At 74.6% G+C, this 19,012-nt stretch carries 19 protein-coding genes; 11 read left to right on the top strand and 8 right to left on the bottom strand.

Features of this window, described 5'->3' with window-relative positions; all coding sequences use genetic code 11:
• Window positions 1-19: 19 nt before the first annotated feature.
• The 3 genes from ACFV4G_RS13910 to ACFV4G_RS13900 form a co-directional block, all read right to left on the bottom strand.
• Window positions 20-1,000 carry an ATP-binding cassette domain-containing protein gene (locus ACFV4G_RS13910; RefSeq protein WP_380439853.1) on the bottom strand — a complete coding sequence of 327 codons (981 nt, stop codon included), beginning with the start codon at window positions 998-1,000 and terminating at the stop codon, window positions 20-22.
• Window positions 1,001-1,135: 135 nt separating this feature from the next.
• Window positions 1,136-2,308, bottom strand: a complete 1,173-nt coding sequence (locus ACFV4G_RS13905; protein WP_380439851.1) for a glycosyltransferase — start codon at window positions 2,306-2,308, stop codon at window positions 1,136-1,138.
• Window positions 2,305-2,610, bottom strand: coding sequence for a hypothetical protein (locus ACFV4G_RS13900; protein ID WP_380439849.1), 306 nt, complete (start codon window positions 2,608-2,610; stop codon window positions 2,305-2,307). The genes ACFV4G_RS13905 and ACFV4G_RS13900 overlap by 4 nt, the downstream gene beginning before the upstream one ends.
• Window positions 2,611-2,772: 162 nt before the next feature.
• Here ACFV4G_RS13900 and ACFV4G_RS13895 point away from each other — a divergent pair, with 162 nt between their 5' ends.
• The 5 genes from ACFV4G_RS13895 (at window position 2,773) to ACFV4G_RS13875 (ending at window position 7,272) form a co-directional block, all read left to right on the top strand.
• Window positions 2,773-3,705, top strand: coding sequence for a 3-oxoacyl-[acyl-carrier-protein] synthase III C-terminal domain-containing protein (locus ACFV4G_RS13895; RefSeq protein WP_380439847.1), 933 nt, complete (start codon window positions 2,773-2,775; stop codon window positions 3,703-3,705).
• 78 nt (window positions 3,706-3,783) lie between these two features.
• A complete protein-coding gene (locus ACFV4G_RS13890) occupies window positions 3,784-4,074 on the top strand; it encodes a phosphopantetheine-binding protein (protein ID WP_380439845.1) in 291 nt (96 codons plus the stop codon).
• A 4-nt stretch (window positions 4,075-4,078) separates the two neighbouring features.
• Window positions 4,079-4,837, top strand: a complete 759-nt coding sequence (locus ACFV4G_RS13885) for a hypothetical protein (RefSeq protein WP_380439843.1) — start codon at window positions 4,079-4,081, stop codon at window positions 4,835-4,837.
• Window positions 4,834-5,490 (top strand): 4'-phosphopantetheinyl transferase family protein, encoded by a 657-nt coding sequence (locus ACFV4G_RS13880; protein WP_380439841.1) that lies wholly within the window; start codon window positions 4,834-4,836, stop codon window positions 5,488-5,490. The genes ACFV4G_RS13885 and ACFV4G_RS13880 overlap by 4 nt, the downstream gene beginning before the upstream one ends.
• A gap of 114 nt (window positions 5,491-5,604) precedes the next feature.
• The gene (locus ACFV4G_RS13875; RefSeq protein ID WP_380439839.1) at window positions 5,605-7,272 is read left to right on the top strand and encodes a condensation domain-containing protein; all 1,668 of its coding nucleotides are present in this window, start codon (window positions 5,605-5,607) and stop codon (window positions 7,270-7,272) included.
• Window positions 7,273-7,411: 139 nt separating this feature from the next.
• On the opposite strand, the gene ACFV4G_RS13870 is transcribed toward ACFV4G_RS13875, so the two are convergent.
• Together ACFV4G_RS13870 and ACFV4G_RS13865 are read right to left on the bottom strand one after the other, a co-directional pair.
• Window positions 7,412-8,050 carry a hypothetical protein gene (locus tag ACFV4G_RS13870; RefSeq protein WP_380439837.1) on the bottom strand — a complete coding sequence of 213 codons (639 nt, stop codon included), beginning with the start codon at window positions 8,048-8,050 and terminating at the stop codon, window positions 7,412-7,414.
• Between the two features lie 107 nt (window positions 8,051-8,157).
• A complete protein-coding gene (locus tag ACFV4G_RS13865) occupies window positions 8,158-8,742 on the bottom strand; it encodes an RNA polymerase sigma factor (RefSeq protein WP_380439835.1) in 585 nt (194 codons plus the stop codon).
• 241 nt (window positions 8,743-8,983) lie between these two features.
• Between ACFV4G_RS13865 and ACFV4G_RS13860 the strand changes: the two genes are divergently transcribed.
• The 5 genes from ACFV4G_RS13860 (at window position 8,984) to ACFV4G_RS13840 (ending at window position 12,861) form a co-directional block, all read left to right on the top strand.
• A complete protein-coding gene (locus ACFV4G_RS13860; RefSeq protein WP_380439833.1) occupies window positions 8,984-9,787 on the top strand; it encodes an SAM-dependent methyltransferase in 804 nt (267 codons plus the stop codon).
• Between the two features lie 153 nt (window positions 9,788-9,940).
• Window positions 9,941-10,828 (top strand): hypothetical protein, encoded by an 888-nt coding sequence (locus ACFV4G_RS13855; RefSeq protein ID WP_380439831.1) that lies wholly within the window; start codon window positions 9,941-9,943, stop codon window positions 10,826-10,828.
• A 188-nt stretch (window positions 10,829-11,016) separates the two neighbouring features.
• Window positions 11,017-11,751, top strand: a complete 735-nt coding sequence (locus ACFV4G_RS13850; protein WP_380439829.1) for an SDR family NAD(P)-dependent oxidoreductase — start codon at window positions 11,017-11,019, stop codon at window positions 11,749-11,751.
• Entirely contained in the window at window positions 11,748-12,482 is a 735-nt protein-coding gene (locus ACFV4G_RS13845) for a polysaccharide deacetylase family protein (RefSeq protein ID WP_380439827.1), read from the top strand. The genes ACFV4G_RS13850 and ACFV4G_RS13845 overlap by 4 nt, the downstream gene beginning before the upstream one ends.
• Before the next feature lie 52 nt (window positions 12,483-12,534).
• The gene (locus ACFV4G_RS13840; RefSeq protein WP_380439825.1) at window positions 12,535-12,861 is read left to right on the top strand and encodes a deoxyxylulose-5-phosphate synthase; all 327 of its coding nucleotides are present in this window, start codon (window positions 12,535-12,537) and stop codon (window positions 12,859-12,861) included.
• A gap of 47 nt (window positions 12,862-12,908) precedes the next feature.
• On the opposite strand, the gene ACFV4G_RS13835 is transcribed toward ACFV4G_RS13840, so the two are convergent.
• The 3 genes from ACFV4G_RS13835 to ACFV4G_RS13825 form a co-directional block, all read right to left on the bottom strand.
• Window positions 12,909-13,988 (bottom strand): hypothetical protein, encoded by a 1,080-nt coding sequence (locus ACFV4G_RS13835; protein ID WP_380439823.1) that lies wholly within the window; start codon window positions 13,986-13,988, stop codon window positions 12,909-12,911.
• 10 nt (window positions 13,989-13,998) lie between these two features.
• Window positions 13,999-14,934, bottom strand: coding sequence for an NAD-dependent epimerase/dehydratase family protein (locus tag ACFV4G_RS13830; RefSeq protein ID WP_380439821.1), 936 nt, complete (start codon window positions 14,932-14,934; stop codon window positions 13,999-14,001).
• 143 nt (window positions 14,935-15,077) lie between these two features.
• Window positions 15,078-16,199, bottom strand: coding sequence for a DegT/DnrJ/EryC1/StrS family aminotransferase (locus ACFV4G_RS13825; RefSeq protein ID WP_380439819.1), 1,122 nt, complete (start codon window positions 16,197-16,199; stop codon window positions 15,078-15,080).
• 398 nt (window positions 16,200-16,597) lie between these two features.
• Between ACFV4G_RS13825 and ACFV4G_RS13820 the strand changes: the two genes are divergently transcribed.
• The gene (locus ACFV4G_RS13820; protein WP_380439817.1) at window positions 16,598-18,814 is read left to right on the top strand and encodes an MMPL family transporter; all 2,217 of its coding nucleotides are present in this window, start codon (window positions 16,598-16,600) and stop codon (window positions 18,812-18,814) included.
• The last annotated feature ends 198 nt before the right edge of the window (window positions 18,815-19,012 follow it).

The following is a 19,012-nucleotide window of genomic DNA, read 5'->3' as shown; positions in this document are numbered from 1 at the left end:
ACTCCTTCCAGGTGGCGGCTCAGGCGGTCTGCTCCAGCGAGCGGCCGGTGCGGGCCAGGAACACGTCGTCCAGGCTGGGCCGTTGGAGCTGGACGGTGCCGGGTGTGACGCCCGCGCCGTCCAGTGCGCGCAGCAGTCGGGGGATCGCGGCCGCGCCGTCGTCGAGGTAGAGCCGCAGCCCGTCCTCCCCCCGCAACTCCAGTCGGTGCAGGTACGGTTGGGTCCTCAGGACCTCGGCGGCGCGTTCGGCGGCGCCCTCGGTGGTGTCGGCCAGGCCGACCAGCACGACGTCCCCGGAGATCTCTCGCTTGAGCGCCTCGGGGGTGCCCTCGGCCACGACCCGGCCGTGGTCGACGATCGCCACCCTGTCGCACAGCGCGTCGGCCTCGTCGAGGTAGTGGGTGGTGACCACGACGGTCATGCCTTCGGAGCGCAGCCGCTTGATCTCCGCCCACACGTGCGCCCGGCTGGCCGGGTCGAGGCCGACGGTGGGTTCGTCGAGGAAGAGCACGCGCGGTTCGTGGATCACTCCGAGCGCGATGTCCACCCGCCGGCGCTGGCCACCGGAGTACGTCGCGCACGGGCGGTCGCCGAACTCGCCCAGGTCGAAGGCCTTGAGCGCGTCCTCGGCGGCCCGGACGGCACGCGCCTTGGGGGCGCCGTGCATCCGGGCCTGGAGGACGAGCTCCTCGCGCGCGCTGACGCCGTCGGTGGTGCCGCCGCCCTGGGCGACGTAGCCGATCCGGCGCCGCACTTCCGCCGGGTCGGCGAAGAGGTCGGCGCCGGCCACGGTCGCCCGGCCGCCGTCGGGGCGGATCAGGGTGGCGAGCATGCGCAGGGTGGTGGTCTTCCCGGCGCCGTTGGGGCCGAGGAAGCCGTGGATCTCGCCCGCGTCGACGGCGAGGTCGATGCCGCGGACGGCGTCGACGGTGGTGTCCTCACCGCTCCTGCGGGAGGTCTTCTTGCGGTAGGACTTGCGCAGTCCCGTGGTCTCGATCAACCGGAACTCCCGTGCGGGGATGGGCGGCCGGCACACCGGTCCAGGTGCGGCCGGGCCGCTGTCGGGCGCCACCCTAGGGCGTCGGCCGGGCGGAGACAATGGCCTAGACCAATGGACGTGCGATCTTCCGGTCTGCTAAAGGGACCCGGCCGCGGGCCCGTCGAGCAGCGCCTCCAGCCGGTCGGCCGCCGTACGGGCTCCGCCGCCCGCCAGCAGCCCGGCGCCGACCCGGGCGGCCGCCGCCCGGTACCGCTCGTCGTCGAGGACGCCGCGCACCGCCCGGGCGAGCCCCTCCGGCGAGACCCGCGCGAACGGCACGCGCAGCCCCGCCCCCGCGGCCTCGACCTGCGCCGCGACGAACGGCTGGTCGTGCCGGATCGGCGCGGTGACCAGCGGAATCCCGTGCGCGAGCGCCTCGCCGACGGTGTTCATCCCGCCGTGGCAGAGCACCGCGTCCAAGGTGCCGCGCGTCATCATCTCCAGGATCGGCGTGCGGTCCACCGCGACGGCGTGCGGCGGGAGTTCGGGCAGGAGCTCGCGTGGCGCCGCGAACACCGGCTGCACGTCCTCCCCGCACAGCTCCAGCGCCCGGACGGCCCGGGCGTGGAAGTCCGCACCGAGCTCGCCGGCCAGCGTGCCCATGGTGACCAGGACGCGCCGGCGCCCGGGCAGCAGGCGCTCCCACGGGAACGACGGGTCGGCCGGCCGCTCGCCGTGCACCGGCCCGACCAGCGCGTACTCCGGTGGGTGTGCGCCGGCGCCGGTGAGGGCCGGGCCGGTGGTCGCGAGCACCAGTGCGCGGGAGAAGCGCGGGTCGGTGAACTCCTCCGCGGGAAGCCCAGCCCGCTCCCACAGGCCCCGGAGGAGCCCGGTCATCCAGGCCTCGACCTGCGGCAACGCCCGGTACGGTCGGCCGAGTTCCATCGCGCCCGGTGCGAAGCTCGCCCAGGGCAGCCCGTGCCGGTGTGCGACGATCGCGCCCGCCGGGGTGTGCTGGTCGACCAGCACGACGTCCGGCCGGTGCTCGCGCACGATCGCGTCCAGCGGCTTCGCGGTGAACCGCGCGTAGGGCACGATGAAGCCCTCCCAGAGCGAGCGCAGCGCGGCGAGCCCGTGCCCGCCCTGCGCGCGGAACGCCCGGGTGCCGGTGCCGAGGACGTGTGCGCCGGGCCCGAGGAGCGGACGCAGGACGGTCTCGGTACCGGTCCACAGGACGTGGTGGCCGCGCTCCGCGAGCTCGGCGGCGATGCCCGCGGCCGGGTTCACGTGCCCGGTCAACGGCGGCATGACGAAGAGGAACCGGTTCATGCTCCCGCCTCCCCGGAGATCAGTCGCTGCACGTCGCCCACGGTGAGCGCCTCCAGCGCGGCGAGGTCCAACCGGGCGCGCAGCGCGGCGAGATCGGCCCTCGCTCCGAAGTGTTCGCACAAGCCCTCGGCCAGCGCCGCGAGTTCGGTCTCGTCGAGCAGGAGGTCGCCGTCGAGCCGGGCGTCCGGCGTCACGCGGGACGCCCACCCGGGCGGTGCGGCGGCGGCCTCGACCAGCAGTGCGACGAGGTCGGGACGGACGGATGCGGCCCCCGCGTATGCGGGAAGTTCGGGATCGTTCACGGGAAGGCTCCACCTGCTCGACGGCAAAGGGCGGGCGCGACCGGCGGCGGTGGCCGGTGCGGAGGAAAAGCGAAGGGAATGCGAGAAACGCGAGGAGAATGCGGAGAGAAGGAGCCCGCGATCACTTGTGCGACCGGTCCGGGCGTGGGAATACTAGCCCGCGTGACCGCACTGGAGGCAGTGGCCGTTCACCTCCCCCCACACGCCGTGCCCATCGAGGCGGTGGGCGAGCACATCGGCCTGACCCCACGTCAACTCAAACTCTTCCGCCGCTTCCACGGCCTGGACCAGCTGCGACTGGACCCGCACGGGACGCTGCCCGACCTGCTCGACGCCGCCGTCGACAACCTCACGGAGCTGCGCGGACGCGAACGGCACGTCCGTTTCGTGATCTACGCCCGCAGCATGCCGGTGGCGGTGCCCTACCCGCTCAACCCCCTGCACGACCTGATCGCCCGGCGCGGCCTCGCCCACGCCAGCGCCTTCACGGTGACCCACCACGCCTGCGCGGTGGGCCTGTTGGCGATCGACCTGGCCGGCCGCCTGCTGGCCGGCGACCCGGACCCGGAGGCGCTGGCCCTCGTCGTCGCGGGCGAGAAGACCTTCACCAGGGACGCCCAGGTGGTGCCCGAGACGGGCGTCTTCGCCGAGGGCGCCGCCGCCTGCCTGGTCCGCGCGACCGGCGAGCGGCACCGCGTGCTGTCCTTCGCGGTGCGCCAGCGCCCCGAGTTCGACGGCCGGCTGGCCGAGGACCCGGACCTCCTCGCCCGCTACCAGCGCGAGTACCCGGTCGTGCTGACCGAGGCGATCGAGGCCGCCCTGGACCAGGCAGGTCTGGATCTCTCGGACCTGACCGCGGTGCTTCCGCACAACGTCAACCAGGCCTCCTGGCGGATGCTGGCGCGCCGGATCGGGCTCCCGGTGGAGAAGGTGGTGCTGGACAACGTGCCGTCCGTGGGGCACAGTTTCGCTGCGGACAGCCTGATCAACCTCCACACCGCCACGACGCGGGGGCTGCTCCGCCGCGGCGACCGCTACCTGATCGCCGCCGCCGGGATCGGAGCCACCTTCTCCGCGATGACGGTCCAGTGCTGACGGTCCGTCAGCCTTTGTTCCCCCTGGTCTTCATCAGTCACTTCAGCCACTTCCCACGTACGACGGGACGGTTCACCCATGTCGGAACCCGTGGTCCAGACCACTGACCCCGAGCTGCGCGAGCGGATCCTGCACGGCATCGGCGAGCTCCTGCCGCGCGTCCTCAAGCGCGAGCTGCCGCAGATCCCCGAGAACGCCTGCCTCTTCGACGACCTCGGCCTCACCTCGGCCGGCACCATCGAGCTGATCCTCGAACTGGAGGAGTCGCTCGACATCCAGGTCGACGTCGAGCAGATCACCGAGGAGGACCTGCGCTCGGTCACCAGCCTCGCCGACTACGTCGCCGGGCACGTCATCCCCGAGGACTGACCGGGTGGCCACGCGCGGCCTGCGGATCACCCGGGCCCGGGCCCGGCGCTTCGACGGCCGGTCGGAACTGTCGCTCGACCCGGACCTGCGCGTCTTCGTCACCGACCTCACCCGCCCGTACGGCCTGCCGGTGCGCGAGGACCTGTTGCGCGCGGGCGTCGGCCACTCCTACGAGGAGATGGCGGCGGGCCTGCTGCGCGAGGAGCTGGCCGACGACGAGCCCGTCGACCTGCTGATCCTGGCCTTCGACTCCCCGGACGTCCGTCCGGGCGCGCCGTCCTCGCTGGCGCTGAGCCGCTCCTGTCCGGGGTCGCCGCTCGCGTTCGCGGTCTGCGACCAGGGGCTCGGCGCCGCCTTCACGGCCCTGCGACTGGCCGCCGAGTACCACCGCACCGGATTCTGCCGCCGAGCGGTGGTGGTCGTCGCCGAGCAGACGGCGCTGCACTACGCGCCCGGCGCACCGGTCCGACTGCCCGAGCGGCACGGTGCGGTGGTGCTGGTGTGCGAGGAGGCTCCGGGGGAGTCGATGGACATCCGCCAAATGCCGTGCACGGACGACCCGGAGAAGGAGGTCCGCATGCTCGCCGAGTCGCTGGAGCCGGGAACGGTGCTCGTGCGCGGCCCCGGCGTGGGCGGTCCGACCGCCCAGCCCTTCACCGGTGTGTGGGCGGAACTCGCCGAGGGGCTGCTGCAGCGCACCCCCGTCCTCGTCGCGAGCTTCGACCGCCGGCTGGACGTGTTGAACACGCTCGCGCTCCCGTGACCGTCGACGTCTGGCTCATCCCGACCGACCAACCGGCATCAGCGGCAGAGGAGTTGTGGCACCTCCTCGACGAGAGCGAGCGCGCCCGGTGTGCCGGGGCGGACCCGGTGGTGCGCCGACGCTTCACCGTCGTGCACGGCGCCGTCCGCCAATTGGTCGGCGCCCGGCTCGGCGTGCGTCCGGCCGACGTCGTGTGGTGGCGCGGCCGGCACGGAAAGCCGCTGCCCGAGCGGGCCGGCGGGCTGGAGGTGAACTATTCCGCCTCCGACTCCCTTGCCGCGCTGGCCCTTTCGGATGGGCGGCCGCTCGGCGTCGACGTCGAGCGGATCCACGACCGGCGAGTGGCCGGGCGGGTGGCGGCGCGCTTCTTCCCGGCCGCCGAGGCGCGGGCCGTCCTGGAATCGCCCGAGCGCTTCACGGAGTTGTGGTGCCGCCGAGAGGCCTGTGCGAAGGCGTACGGTGGCCGGCTCGTGCAGTCCTTCGGCCTGCCCGTCGACGGTCCGTCGCCGCTGCTGCTCGCGGATGCGGGCGCGCTCGGGCCGGGGCCGGTGTGGCTGTCCGACGTCCCGGTCCCGGGGCCGTTCCGTGCGGCCCTCGCCGTTCTCGGTGAGTCACCTTGTCATGTCAACTGCGAAGTTTGGCAAGGGAATTGAGAGCGGAATCCGATGTGCGATGTGGTCTGGACCAGTCGCGGAGGCCGCTGGTAGCGTCCGGGACACATTCCCGCCCCCCGGTCCGATCCGGGCAGGCCGAGAGGCGCGTGCGACGTGACACGGACCAGCCGACGGATCACCGTCCGGTACGACGGCGCGAGCAGCGGCACGGGCCCGCTCACGCTCGGCCAGGACAACATGCTCCGCTGCATCCGCAACGACGCCCCCGCGGCGATCAACCGGGAGTCCGTCTGGCCGGTGCCGGACGGCGTCACCGTGCCAGAGGCCCTTCGCGCCCTGCGTGAACTCGTCGAGCGGCATGAGTCGTTGCGCACGTCCTTCCCCCGGGGGTTGGGGGAAGACGGCTTCCCCGACCGCCAAGTGGTACACGCGGAAGGCGAGTTCGACGTCACGGTCGTCGACGCCGCCGACGTTCCGGCCGCCGGACTCGATCCGCTCGCCGAGGCGCTGGGACGCGCCGACGTGGCCCTGCCGTTCGACGTCGCCGCCGCTCCCCGGCTGCGCTTCATCCTGCTCGCCGACGGTGACCGCGTGCTGCGGCTGATCGCCGTCGTGTGCCACGCGGGTGCCGACGGAGCGGCCACCGCCGTGCTCATCGAGGACTGGCTCGACCTCGCGGCCGGCAAGGAGCTCCCGTCCGTCACCGCCCCCACCCCGCTCCGGGTGGCCGCCGTCGAGCGGAGCCCGCGGGGCCTGCGAAGAACCGACGCCGCCCTGCGGCACTGGGCGCGCCTGCTCGCCACCGGTCCGCTCACGCCCTTCGCGGACGCGAGGATCGCAGGCCCGCCGGACCGCGTCGGAGCCGTGCTGGTCCGGTCCGCCGCCGGGGCCCGCGACCTCGCCGCCGTCTGCCGCCGCACCGGCGCGGGCCCGTCCGTCGTCGTGCTCGCGGCCTTCGCGGCCCTGGCCGCCCAGCGGGCGGGCGGCCACGAGCTGATGATCTCGGCGCTCTCGTCGAACCGGCAGCGCGCCGCGATGGCCGACCACGTCGGCACCCTCGCGCAGGACGCGCTGCTGCTCCTCGACACCGGCGTCGCCGACTTCGACCGGCTGGTCGGCCGTGCCAAGTCGGCCGCGCTGCGGGCGTACTGGCACAGCACGCTCGACGCCGAGCAGGTCTGGCGGCTGGTCGAGGACACCGCGCACGTGCGCGGCGCCCGGTACCCCCGGCGGCTGGTGGTGAACGACGTGAGCCAGGCCGTCCCCGACGCCGTGCTCGACACGCGCCCGGCCCCGGCCGCCGACCCCGAGCTGATCAGGCTGCCCGACCAGCCGATCGGCGTCCGGCTGATGTTCACGGTCCTGCGGCACGGGGGCGTGCTGGAGTTCGTGCTGTCCGCCTGTCCGCAGGTGCTCGACGCCGCCGAGACCGAGGACTTCGCCCGCCGCCTGCTCGCCCTCCTGGCCGCCGCCGCCCACGGCCCGGTCCCGCTGGCCGCCCGGCCGGCGACCCTGCGGGCGGGGGAGTGGCGGCAGGTCGACGGCTCGTGGATCGACCTGGCCGCCCTCCGTACGGTCCTCGCCGAGGTCCTCGGCGCCGCCGCGGTCGTCGAATGCGTCGACGGCCGGCTCGTCGCCCGCCTCACCACCGGCGACCCCGCGCTGACCCCGGCCGTCGCCCACCGGGCCGTGGTCGCGGCGCTGCCCGGCCGGGACACGGTGATGGCGCCGCACCACTACGTCGTCCACGGGCCCGGGGGCACGACCGAGGGCGACGGCCGCGACCCCGTGATCACCGCGCGCCTCGCCGGACTCGCCTGAACGCCGGACCTGCCCGGACGCGGCACCCGCCTGGACCCCGCACCCGCCCGTACGCGGCACCCGCCTGAACCCCGCACCCGCCCGGACGCCGCACCCGCCCCGGCTCACCTGAACGGAGGAAGACCGAGCGCCCGTCGCCTCACCCCTGGGTGTCCTCCCACTCCCACGAGCACTCCGCCGTCGCCCCCGAGGTGAGCTCCCACGGGCTCGGCACCTCGTGCGGATCCCCGTCGCCGTCCTGGACGGGGAGCCGGTCGATCACCGCGACCAGCGCGGGCGGCAGTTGCGGTGCCAGCCCGCGGTGGCAGCGGGACAGGATGTCGCGCCGCACGTCGTCCGGCAGCAGCGGCCGGCTCACCCGCAACGGCCGCGGCCCGCGCGTGCGTTCGGCCGCGGCGAGCTGGTCCGACCAGGCGCGCCAGTAGTCCGCGTCGTCGGTCTCGCCGAGCATCAGGTGGTGCAGGTGCAGGCAGTACGCGGCGGTCCCGCTCCCGGACCCGGCGGCGAAGCGCCACCAGAACTCGGCGCCTTCCTCCCGCCCGGTCGCGTACAGCAGCGCGCCGAACACCTCGGCCCCCTCGGGCTGGATGCGGCGTGCGTTCACCAGCAGGTCGAGCCCGCGCGAGGCGTCCGGCGCGCCCAGCACCAGGGCCACCACGAGGCCCAGTTCGAAGGCGGCCTGCTCGTGCTCGGTCGGCAGGTGGGGCGGTCCTGCGGTGAGTCGGGCCTGACGCAGGGCGGCGATCCGTTCGGCGTGGGCGCGTTCGGGTCGGGGCACGTGGAACGGCGCGCGCCCCTGCCCGGCACTCCGCGCCCCGTCGGGCGGGGGAGTGCCGGGGCCGTCGACCGGCGGGTGCGGCTCGGGCTCGGGTCGTGGCCGGAGCGTCACTGCGCGCCCTCGCTGTCCGGGAGTTCGCCCACCCCGAGCCGCCGCGCCAGCCGCTCCCGGGCGTGCCGCAGGTTGGAGTGCACGGTGGCCACCGGCCGGTCCAGGTAGGCCCCGATCACCTTGACGTGCAGGCCGAGCAGGTAGCGCAGGACGATCACGTCCCGCTGGCGGTCCGGCAGTTCGAGAATCGCCGCGTACAGCCGCACCTCGTCCGCCTCGCTGTGCAGCAGCCCGTTCGCGACCTGCTTGAACGCCCCGATCACGGCCGCGAACGTGACCGCCTCGACCGCCACCGGCTCCTCGCCCGCGACCCAGTCGGCGATGTGCCGGTTCGCCAGCCGCCAGGCGTACGCGGCGGGCTCCTCGAACCGCAGCACCTGGGACCAGCACCGGGCGAGGTCCTCCTTGACCGCTTCCACCACGAGCGTGACGTCGGCGCGGTTGCCTATCCGGGTGAGCGCGAGGGCGTGCCAGGCGGGTTCGTGGGTCTCGCAGAACGCCGAATAGGCCAGCCCCATCCGGACGTTGACGGACTCGCCCGGCACCGCGAGGGCCTCGCGGCCACCCCTGTCGATCGTCATCGAGCCTGCTTTCCGTGGCACCGGCCGGTCGCCGGGCCACCCGAGGGTCGGGCTGTGTGCGCCCATCCTCATTCCATCAGCCCTGTCACTCCAGGCTGCAAAGCGAATACAGATTGTCATCTCATGGGAATGAGTGTCTGGTTGCGTACAAGGCTGAGCGGGACGGGACCGCGGTTGACCTCCGGCCGGCCTGGGCAGCAATCGATCACGTTGCGCAGCAGGCGCCGCACAGAGGAGAGCGATGAACCGGTACGACGGGGTGGACCTTCGGCTGAACGTCCCGCACTCGGCCCGGATGTACGACTACTACCTCGGCGGCTTCACCAACTTCGCCGCCGACCGCGAGGCCGCGGGCCAGGCGCTCGCGATCGCGCCCTGGCTGCGCGCCGCCGCCCGCGCCAACCGCGCCTTCGTCCACCGCTCGACCCGCGCCCTCGCGCTGGCCGGCATCGACCAGTTCCTCGACATCGGCACCGGCATCCCCACCTCGCCCAACCTGCACGAGACCGCCCAGGGGGTGAACCCGCGCGCCCGGGTCGTCTACGCGGACAACGACCCGATCGTGCTCTCCCACGCCCAGGCCCTGCTCGCCAGCACCCCCGAGGGCCGCACCGCCTACGTCGAGGCCGACGTCACCGACCCGGTCGGCCTGCTCGCCGCGCCCGGCCTGCGCGAGACCCTCGACCTCGCCCGCCCGGTCGCGCTCTCCCTCAACGCGCTGTTCCACTTCGTCCCGGACGCGCACGGCGCGCGCGAGGTGGTCGAGCACCTCAAGTCGGCGCTCGCCCCCGGCAGCGCGCTGGTGATGACGCACGTCAGCCCGGAGTTCGCCCCGGAGGAGGTCGCCCGGCTGATCCACATCTACGCGGCGGCCGGCACCGCCACCCAGCCCCGCACCCGGGCCGAGTTCACCCGTTTCTTCGACGGCTGGACCCTGATCGCCCCGACGATCGTCCCCACCCCCCGCTGGCGCCCGGCCCCCGACGACCCGGCCGTCACCGACACCGAGGCCGCGTGCTACTCGGGCGTGGCCCTGAAACCGTGAGCCGGTCCGGGTGAGCCGGGCGGGTCCTCCGTCGATCACCCTTCTCGACCACGCCCCCGTCCCGTCATGCCCCGGGCCCGTGGACCGTGCGGCCCCGCCCCTCCTGTCACAGACTGGTGGTGGATCGATGCTGCCCCCGAGGCTGGGAGAAGCATGCTGCTCGGACTCTCGACGGCGCTGGTCGCGACCGTCTGCTTCGGCTTCGGGGCGGTGTTCCAGGCGCGCGGGGCCAGGTCGGCGCCGCGCGCGGACCGGGTGCGGGCGGGCCTGCTGGCGGCGCTCGTCCGCTCGTGGCAGTTCGTCCTCGGCACGCTGCTGGACATCCTCGGCTTCGTGCTGAGCATCGTGGCGCTGCGCAGCCTCCCCCTCTTCCTCGTGCAGGCCGTCACCAACGCGAGCCTCGCCGTCACCGCCCTCGCCGCCGTCTGGCTGCTCGGCGCGCGGCTGCGCCGCGGCGACCTGGCGGGGATCGTGGCGGTGGTCCTCGGCCTGACGCTGCTCGGCCTGGGCTCGGGCAAGGAGGGCCGCGAGTACGCGCCGGCCGCGTTCCACTGGGCGCTGCTCGGCACGACCGTCGTCATGGTGCTGCTCACCGTCGTCCTCGTGCGGCGCAACGGGACGGTCGCCGCGGCCGGCCTCGGCCTGCTCGCCGGCGTCGGGTTCGGCGTGACCAGCCTCGCCGTCCGCGTGCTCGACGCGCACCGGCTGACGTCCGTGCTCGCCGACCCCGCCGCGTACGCCCTCGTGCTGGGCGGGCTCGGCGGCTACCTCGCGTACGCCCTCGCGCTGCAGCGCGGGACGGTGACCGCCGCCACGGCCGCCGGGACGGTCGCGGAGACCTTCGGCCCGGCCCTGGTCGGGGTGGTGGCGCTCGGCGACGCCGCCCGGCCGGGCCTCGAATGGTGTGCGCTGGCGGGCTTCGCGGTGGCGGTGGGCGGCACGTTCGTGCTGTCCCGGTTCGGCGAGCTGGAGGGGGAGTCGGCCGAGGCGCTCGCCCCCGAGGCCGGCACGCGGGCGGAGCCGGCGGTCCCGCCCCGCTAGTCCCGCCCCGCCAGTGCCACGGCAGTGCGCCCCGCAAGGCCCTCCCGGTAGCCCGCGCGGCGCCGCCGTGCGAAGGTGGCTTGCCGGACAAAACGGACGGCGTCCACGTAGGACAGCAGAGCGGCAGGTGCGCGATGGCGGACGAAGCCCACCGAGGGTCCCGACACCCGGGGGCGCCCGAACGCCCCGTGGTGCTGATCACCGGCGCGTCCTCCGGCATCGGCCTGGCCACCGCGACCCGCCTGGCCGAGGCCGGCTGGCGGCTGTTGCTCTCCGGCACCGACCGCGCCCGGCTGGACGAGCTCGCCGCCCGCACCGGCGGCGTCGCCCTGCCCGAGGACCTGAGCAAGCCGGACGGCCCGGCCCGCCTCGCCGAGGCCGCGCTGGAGACGGCCGGCCGGGTGGACGTGCTGGTCGCGAGCGCGGGCCTGGGCTGGCGCGGCGCGTTCCAGGACACCCCGTCCGACACCCTCGACCGGATGATCGAGGTGAACTTCGCCGCCCCCCTGCGCCTGGTGCGCCTCCTCCTGCCGGGCATGCTGGAACGCCGGCACGGGCGGATCGTCCTGCTCGGCTCGATGGCCGGCCAGGTCGGCGTGCGCGACGAGTCCGGCTACTCGGCGACCAAGGGCGGCCTCGCGATGTTCGCCGAGAGCCTCTGGTACGAGCTGCGCGGCACCGGGGTCGGCGTGCGGCTGGTGCTGCCGGGCGCGGTGGAGACCCCGTTCTTCGACCGCCGCGGCACCCCGTACCAGCGCGACCGCCCGCGCCCGGTGTCGGCGGAGCGGGTCGCGGACACCGTCGTGGCGACGATCCGCACCGAGCGCGACCGCCTGTTCGTGCCGCACTGGCTGGGCGTCCCGGCCCGCATCCACGGCGCCGCGCCGGGCGTGTTCCGCCGCATGGCGTCCCGCTTCGGGTGACGGCCCGCCACCTCCTCGCGGCCGCGGCCGCCGTCGAGCTCCTCCACTTGGCCCCGGCCGCTGTCCGCCTCCCGGTGCTGCGCCGCACGGTGGCGCGCCGGACCGCCGGGTTCGGCACGACCCCCGGCCACGTCGCCCTGACGTTCGACGACGGACCGGACCCGCACAGCACCCCGTACGTCCTCGACGCGCTCGACGAACTCGGCGCCCGCGCCACGTTCTTCCTCCTCGGGGCGATGCTCGACCGCGCCCCCGACCTCGGCCGCGAACTCGTCGTCCGCGGCCACGAGGTGGCCGTGCACGGCTGGCACCACCGGCAGCAGTGGTACCCGGCCCCGGCCCGCGACCTGCGTGAACTCCGGCGTGCCACCGAGGCGGTGACCGATCTGTGCGGTGCCCGCCCGCTCTGGTACCGGCCGCCGTACGGCGTGCTGACCGCAGGCCCCGCCCTGGCCGCCCGCCGCCTCGGCCTGCGCAGCGTCCTGTGGACGGCGTGGGGCCGCGACTGGACGGCCGAGGCCACCGGCGAGTCCGTCCACGCCACCGCCCGCCCCGGCCTCACCGGCGGCGCGACGCTCCTCCTCCACGACTCCGACTGCACCTCCGCCCCCGGCTCCTGGCGCGCCACCCTCGCCGCGCTCCCCCTCATCGCCGCCCACTGCCGCGCGCACGCCCTCACCCTCGGCCCCCTCCGAGACCACGCGGTGCCCCCGGACCGGCCGCCGTCCTGAGCGGCCGGTAAATCGCTCGGCCCGCTGGCCGCGCGCTCGATACCCTCGGCCCATGGCCCACGCGAAGACCTCGTACGTCTGCCTGCCCTGCCGGGCCACGTACAAGAAGCCCTACGGCGCGCTGGAGCGCATCTGCCCGCGCTGCGCCGCACCGATGTTCCACGCGGGCTCCGCCTTCGCCGCGCCCCGCCGCCGCGACACCGCGGCCTGGCGGACGCTGTCCGTGCTGCTGAACGCGGGGATCGGCTTCCACAAGAGCTGCTGTGGCGGCCCGGGTTACCGCCCGCGCACCCTGCCCGAGGTCAAGGCCCGCCTCGCCCATGCGCGCAGGACGGGCGAGCCGGCCCACAAGGCGCTGGTGCGTCGCGAACTCCCTTGACACTGCGGCGCCTTACCCCGGCCTCGTCCCGTATCCCAGCCGCGCCCTCACCCCAGCCCCGCCTTCTCCAGTGCCGCGCCGAACCCGGCGCGCCACGCGTCCGGCGTCGCGCCGACGGACGGCGCGGGCTCCGGGCGGGTCAGCGCGGCCAGGGCGTTGCGGACCACGTCGGCCGGGTGGGCGTTCGTCACGTCGGCGTGGCCGAGCTCCAGTTCGTGCTGCAGGTTGTCCCGTCCGTGCCCCTGGACGACGTCGAGCAGCAGCATCCGCCGCCCCAGCGCCCGGGCCTCGCTGCACGTGTCGCCGGAGCTGGTGACGACGAGGTCGGCCGCGGCCATGAGCGCCGGGATCCGCTCGGTGTACCCGAAGGGGTGCAGGCGCGGTTCGCGGGCGGCGGCCCGCCGCAGCCGCCGTTCGAGCTCCGCGTTGCGCCCGGCCACCGCGAGCACGTGCGGCCCGGCGGCCGCGAGGGAGCCGGCGGTCCGGGCGAGCGGACCGAGTCCCCAGGCACCGGACATGAGGAGCACGCACCGGGCGTCCGGCGGCACGCCCAGCTCCGCCCGTGCCGCGGCGCGCTCCGGCGGGCGGTAGAACGGCGCGCGCAGCGGGGCGGGCAGCACGGCGATCTCCGCGTCCGGGCGGTAGCGCCGCACCGCGCAGGCGGCGACCTCGGAGGTGACGAGGAAGAGGTCCGTCCCCTCCTGCACCCACAGCCGGTGCGGGGTGACGTCGGTGCAGAACACGAAGTGCCTGAAGTCCCGCCCCGGCAGCCGGTTGACGGCCGAGGTCGCGGTGGCGAACACCGACACGACCAGGTCCGGCCGTTGCCGGGCGGTCAGTTCCCGCAGCGCGGGCACCAGCCGGGAGCGGGCCGCCGCGTCGGCGAGCAGCGCGATGCGGGCGCCGGGCCGCAGCGCGGAGAAGTGGAAGGCGTCGTAGACCCCCGGCAGGTCGAGCAGCCGCCGGAACACCGCCTCCCCGGCAGCGCCGGAGCGCTCGCCGAGCAGCGCCATCGCGTCGACGGTGTCGGTGGTCCAGCCGCGCTCCCGGAGCGTGTCGGCGCAGGCCCGGGCCATCACGTCGTGGCCCTGGCCGAGGGAGCCGGAGATCAGCAGTGCGTGCGGCACGAGCGGCGCCTCAGGAGCCGAGGGAGGCCCGGTACCAGTCCGCGTACCGCCGCACGCCGTCGGCGAAGTTCGTCCGCGGCGACCAGCCGAGGAGCCGCTTGGCCTGCGCCGAGGAGATCCTCCGGCCCGCGTAGTCGGCGGTGCGGGCCTCGATGTGCTCGATCGACACCGGCCCGAGCAGCCCGTCGACGGTGTCGGCGATGTCGCGCACCGAGACGGCGGTCGAGCCCTCCAGGGCGAAGGTCTGGTCCTCGGCGGTGGGGGACAGGGCCCGGACGTGGCCGTCGGCCAGGTCCTCCACGTAGACGAAGTTGCGGCTCTGCCGGCCGTCGCCGGCGATGGTGATCGGCCGCCCGGCGAGGGCCGCCTGCACGAAGCGGGCGACGACCAGTTCGTCGCGCATCCGCGGCCCGTACGGGATGCCGTAGCGCAGGATGGTGAAGTGCAGGCCGTACAGCTCGCGGTAGCTGTGCACGAGCATCTCGGCGGCGAGCTTGGTGGCCACGTACAGGTGCCCGCTGCGCTCCAGCTCGATCGGCACGTGCTCGTCCAGCTCCTGCTCGTCGCCGCCCAGTTGGTCCTCGGCGCCGAGCGCGGCGCCGTACACCCAGACGGTGCTGGCGAGCACGGTGCGGCTGAGGCCGCTGCGCCGGGCGGCCTCCAGGACGGTCGCCGTGCCATCGATGTTGACGCGGACGGCGCGCAGGGGGTCGGTGCGGATCTGGTCGACGTCGGCCATCGCGGCCAAGTGGTAGACGACCTCGCTCCCGGCCAGGGCGGCGGTGAGGCCGGGCAGGTCGAGGACGTCGATCCTGGCGTGCTCGGCCTCGGGGTTGAGGTACTTGTCGGCGGTGTCGATCGCGAGGACGTCGTGCCCGGCCGCGACCAGCCGGTCCACGACGTGCGAGCCGATGAATCCGCATCCCCCGGTGACGGCTATCCGCACGGTCTCTCTCCTTGTCGAGCGGTCTTTCGGCTGATCTGTCGAGCGGTCTGAGCGGTCTGAGCGGTCTGTCGAGCGGTCTGTGAGGCGGTCGATGAGGCGGTCGGTCGGGCGACGGATCGGTGCGGGTGGCCGGCCGGCCGCGGTCAGGCCAGCCGCCGCAGGACCGCCGAGACGGCCTCGACGACCTGCTCGATCTCGTCCTCGGTCATGTCGGAGTGCACCGGCAGGCAGACCTGCCGCGCGCAGACGTCCTCGGCGGCGGGCAGCGGGCCGCGCCGGTAGGGGGCGAGCACCGGTTGGAGGTGGAGCGGCAGGTCGTACACCTCGCCGGAGAGCCGCACGCCGTGCTCCTCGGCGGCGATCCGCTTGAAGTCGGCCCGGTCGACGCCGCGCGGCAGCAGGGCCACGTACTTGTAGTAGTTGCTGCGGCAGCCGACCGGTTCGGCGACCGGCTCCAGCCCGGCCAGTCCGGCCAGCGCCTCGTCGTAGCGGCGGGCGACGGCCCGGCGGGTCTCGATGAACTCCTTGAGCCGGCGCAGGTGGACGGCGCCGACGGCGGCGTTGAGCTCGCTCATCCGCCAGGAGTAGCCGGGCAGGACGTGGTGGTTGGTGCTGAACGAGCCCTTGCCCTGGTCGCGGTAGATCCGGGCCTCGTCGCGCAGTTCCGGCGACTCGGTGAGGATCATGCCGCCCTCGCCGCTCGTGGTGACCTTGGTCGGGTAGAACGAGAACGCCCCGGCGAGTCCGAACGACCCGGCGGCGCGTCCGTTGAGGCTGCTGCCGTGGGCGTGCGCGGCGTCCTCGATCAGCGGGACGCCGTGCCGGTTGCACAGCGCGCGCAGGTCGTCGACGGCCGGGGTGATCAGCCCGCCGATGTGGACGAGTACGACGGCTGCCGTATCCGGGGTGAGGGCCGCGGCGAGGGTCTCGGGGGACAGCGCGAGGGTGGCCGGGTCGACGTCGGCGATCACCGGACGGCCGCCCGCGTGCAGCACGGCTCCGGCCGTGGCGTAGAACGTGACGGCGGGCACGACCACGTCGCGGTCCCGCACGCCGACGGTGCGCAGGACGATCTCCAGCGCCGACGTGCCGCTGGACACCGCGACGGCGTGCGAGGCGCCGTGCTCGGCCGCGAAGGCCTGCTCGAAGCGCTCGGTCCAGGGGCCGAGCGTCATCGCACCGGTGGCGAGGATCTCCGCCACCGCCTCGGCGACGGCCGTGCGGTCGCTCTCGTCGAACACGATGCGGGCGGCGGGTACGCCCATGGGGCACCTCCGGCGGCGGGCTGGGGTCAGCACCGATCGGGTGGGGTCGGTCCGGGCGTCCGAAAACGGCCGGGCCAGGCACATCACGCTACTTCGGCCGCCCGCGACCGGCCCGTTGTCGCCCCCGCACGGGTGACGCCCGCCGCTGGGGTCACGCCGGGTACGCCGTCGGAAGCACCCGGGACTGCTTCGAGGGGAGGGCGTGCGCTCCGCCGTCCGGGGAGGTGACCTACTGCGTACGCAGTACGGGAAGTGTCTGCGCAGGGATGACGACGGAGCAGGGGCCGGCGACGAAGGATTGGTCACGCTGCGGAAGGACCGCGCCGACCGGCGCCCGGCCCTCCGCGGCGTGTTCCGCACCAGGTCGAAGACCGCGATCCGAAGGAGGCCGCTCTCCCGTGGCCACGTTGCTCTACCGCCTGGGCCGATGGGCCTTCGTCCGGCGCCGGCTGGTGACCCTCCTGTGGGTCGCCCTGCTGGCCGTCGGCGGGGTCCTCGCGGCCAAGGCGCCCGCCGCGCCAGACGACGGCTTCGCGATGCCCGGCACGGAGGCCCAGAAGGCCTTCGACCTGATGAACGAGCGCTTCCCCGGCGGCCACGCCGACGGCGCCTCCGCCCGCATGGTGTTCGTCGCCCCCTCCGGGCAGAAGATCACCGCCGGGCCGAACCAGCAGGTCGTCGAGAAGACGGTCGACGAGCTCGCGCACGCCGAGGAGGTCACCGGCGCGGTCAGCCCGTTCAAGGCCGGCACGATCTCCAAGGACGGCACCACCGCGTACGCGACGGTGAACTACTCCGTCAAGGCGGGCAAGCTGTCCGCCGGCGCCACCAGCGCCCTGGAGCAGGCCGCCCAGCACGGCCGGGACGCCGGGCTCAAGGTCGAGATCGGCGGCACCGCGCTGACGGCCAAGCCCGAGGCGGGCGGCAGCAGCGAGGCCATCGGTATGGCGCTGTCCGCGGTCGTCCTGACGATCACCTTCGGCTCGCTCGTCGCCGCCGGGCTGCCGCTGCTCACCGCCGTCGTCGGCGTCGGCCTCGGCATGGCGCTGATCACCGGGCTCGGCAGCGTACTCGGCCTGTCCAGCACCACCGGCACGCTCGCGATGATGCTCGGCCTCGCGGTCGGCATCGACTACGCCGTGTTCATCGTCTCCCGGTACCGCGCCGAGCTCGCCGAGGGCCGCACCCCGCAGGAGGCGGCCGGCCGGGCCGCCGGCACGGCCGGCTCCGCGGTGGTGTTCGCGGGCCTCACGGTGGTGATCGCCCTCGCCGGGCTCTCGGTGGTCGGCATCCCGCTCCTCGCCAAGATGGGCATGGCCGCGGCCGGCACGGTCGTCATCGCCGTCCTGGTCGCGCTCACGCTGGTGCCCGCCCTGCTGGGCTTCATCGGCAAGCGGGTGCTGCCGCGCAAGGTCCGCAAGAGCGCCGGGAACACCGACGGGGCCTCCCCGGCCCCCGCGTCCGCGAAGGAGAACGGCGGCGCCCGCTGGGCCCGGTTCGTCCTGCGCCGGCCGGTCGCCGTGCTGCTCGGCGGCGTGATCGGCCTCGGCGTGCTGGCCGCGCCCGCGCTCGACCTGCGGCTCGGCCTGCCGGGCGACGAGGCCAAGCCGACCTCCACGACCCAGCGCCGCGCCTACGACCTGCTCTCCGAGGGCTTCGGTCCCGGGTTCAACGGCCCGCTGACCGTCCTGGTGGACGCCAAGGGCGCGCCCGACCCGAAGGCCGCCGCGAGCGAGGTCGCCAAGACGGTCTCCGCGCTGCCGGGGGTCATCACCGTCACCCCGCCGATGTTCAACAAGGCCGGTGACACGGCCCTGCTCAACGCGATCCCGGCCACCGGCCCGGCCGCCGCCGAGACCAAGGACATCGTCCACGCCATCCGCGGCCACGCGGCCGGCCTCAAGGCCGAGACCGGGGCGAGCGTCCTGGTCAGCGGAACCACGGCGATGAACATCGACGTGTCGCAGAAGCTCACCGACGCACTCGTGCCCTACCTCGCGATCGTCGTCGGCCTGGCCGTGCTCCTGCTCCTGGTCGTCTTCCGCTCCGTCCTCGTCCCCCTCAAGGCCGCGCTCGGCTTCCTGCTCTCGGTGGCCGCCGCGCTCGGCGCCGTCGTGGCCGTCTTCCAGTGGGGCTGGCTCGCCGACCTGATCGGCGTCCAGCAGACCGGGCCGGTGATGAGCATGATGCCGATCTTCATGATCGGCGTGGTCTTCGGCCTCGCCATGGACTACGAGGTGTTCCTGGTCACCCGCATCCGCGAGGGCTACGTGCACGGCGAGCAGCCCGGCCAGGCCATCGTCACCGGCTTCCGCCACAACGCCCGGGTGGTCACCGCCGCCGCCTTCATCATGATGGCCGTCTTCGCGGGCTTCATCGGCATGAGCGAGCCGATGATCAAGATGATGGGCCTCGGCCTCGCCGCCGCCGTCGCGTTCGACGCCTTCGTGGTCCGCATGACGATCGTCCCGGCCGTCCTCGCCCTGCTCGGCCGCCGCGCCTGGTGGCTGCCGACGTGGCTGGACCGCCTCATACCGGACATCGACGTCGAGGGCAGCAAGCTGCACACCGCCGCCCCCGAACCGGTCCCGGTCCGGGAGTCCGTCGGCGTCTAGCACAGTCACCGATTCGAACGGCCGCCGGGCCCAGGGTCACGGATTCCACGGCCACCGATTCGAACGCCCACCGATTACCGTTGCAGTCGGGGGGGGGGCGCCCCCGCCCCCCCCCCGCGCGGGGGGCGCCCCCCCCCCCCCCCCCCCCCCCGCCCCACGACACACCACACACAGCACCACCCACACACCAACCCCCCC

This window comes from Kitasatospora sp. NPDC059747 (genome assembly GCF_042732955.1).
Lineage (GTDB): Bacteria > Actinomycetota > Actinomycetes > Streptomycetales > Streptomycetaceae > Kitasatospora.
The sequence above is the reverse complement of the archived record's forward strand: the minus strand, read 5'-3'. Positions and strand labels throughout refer to the sequence as shown.

Excerpts from the sequence above, each read along its gene's own strand:
- ACFV4G_RS13890 (WP_380439845.1), top strand. The coding sequence starts at position 3,784 with ATGTCGGAACCCGTGGTCCAGACCACTGACCCCGAGCTGCGCGAGCGG.
- ACFV4G_RS13840 (WP_380439825.1), top strand. The coding sequence starts at position 12,535 with ATGGCCCACGCGAAGACCTCGTACGTCTGCCTGCCCTGCCGGGCCACG.
- ACFV4G_RS13865 (WP_380439835.1), bottom strand. The coding sequence starts at position 8,742 with ATGACGATCGACAGGGGTGGCCGCGAGGCCCTCGCGGTGCCGGGCGAG.
- ACFV4G_RS13855 (WP_380439831.1), top strand. The coding sequence starts at position 9,941 with ATGCTGCTCGGACTCTCGACGGCGCTGGTCGCGACCGTCTGCTTCGGC.
- ACFV4G_RS13905 (WP_380439851.1), bottom strand. The coding sequence starts at position 2,308 with ATGAACCGGTTCCTCTTCGTCATGCCGCCGTTGACCGGGCACGTGAAC.
- ACFV4G_RS13860 (WP_380439833.1), top strand. The coding sequence starts at position 8,984 with ATGAACCGGTACGACGGGGTGGACCTTCGGCTGAACGTCCCGCACTCG.
- ACFV4G_RS13825 (WP_380439819.1), bottom strand. The coding sequence starts at position 16,199 with ATGGGCGTACCCGCCGCCCGCATCGTGTTCGACGAGAGCGACCGCACG.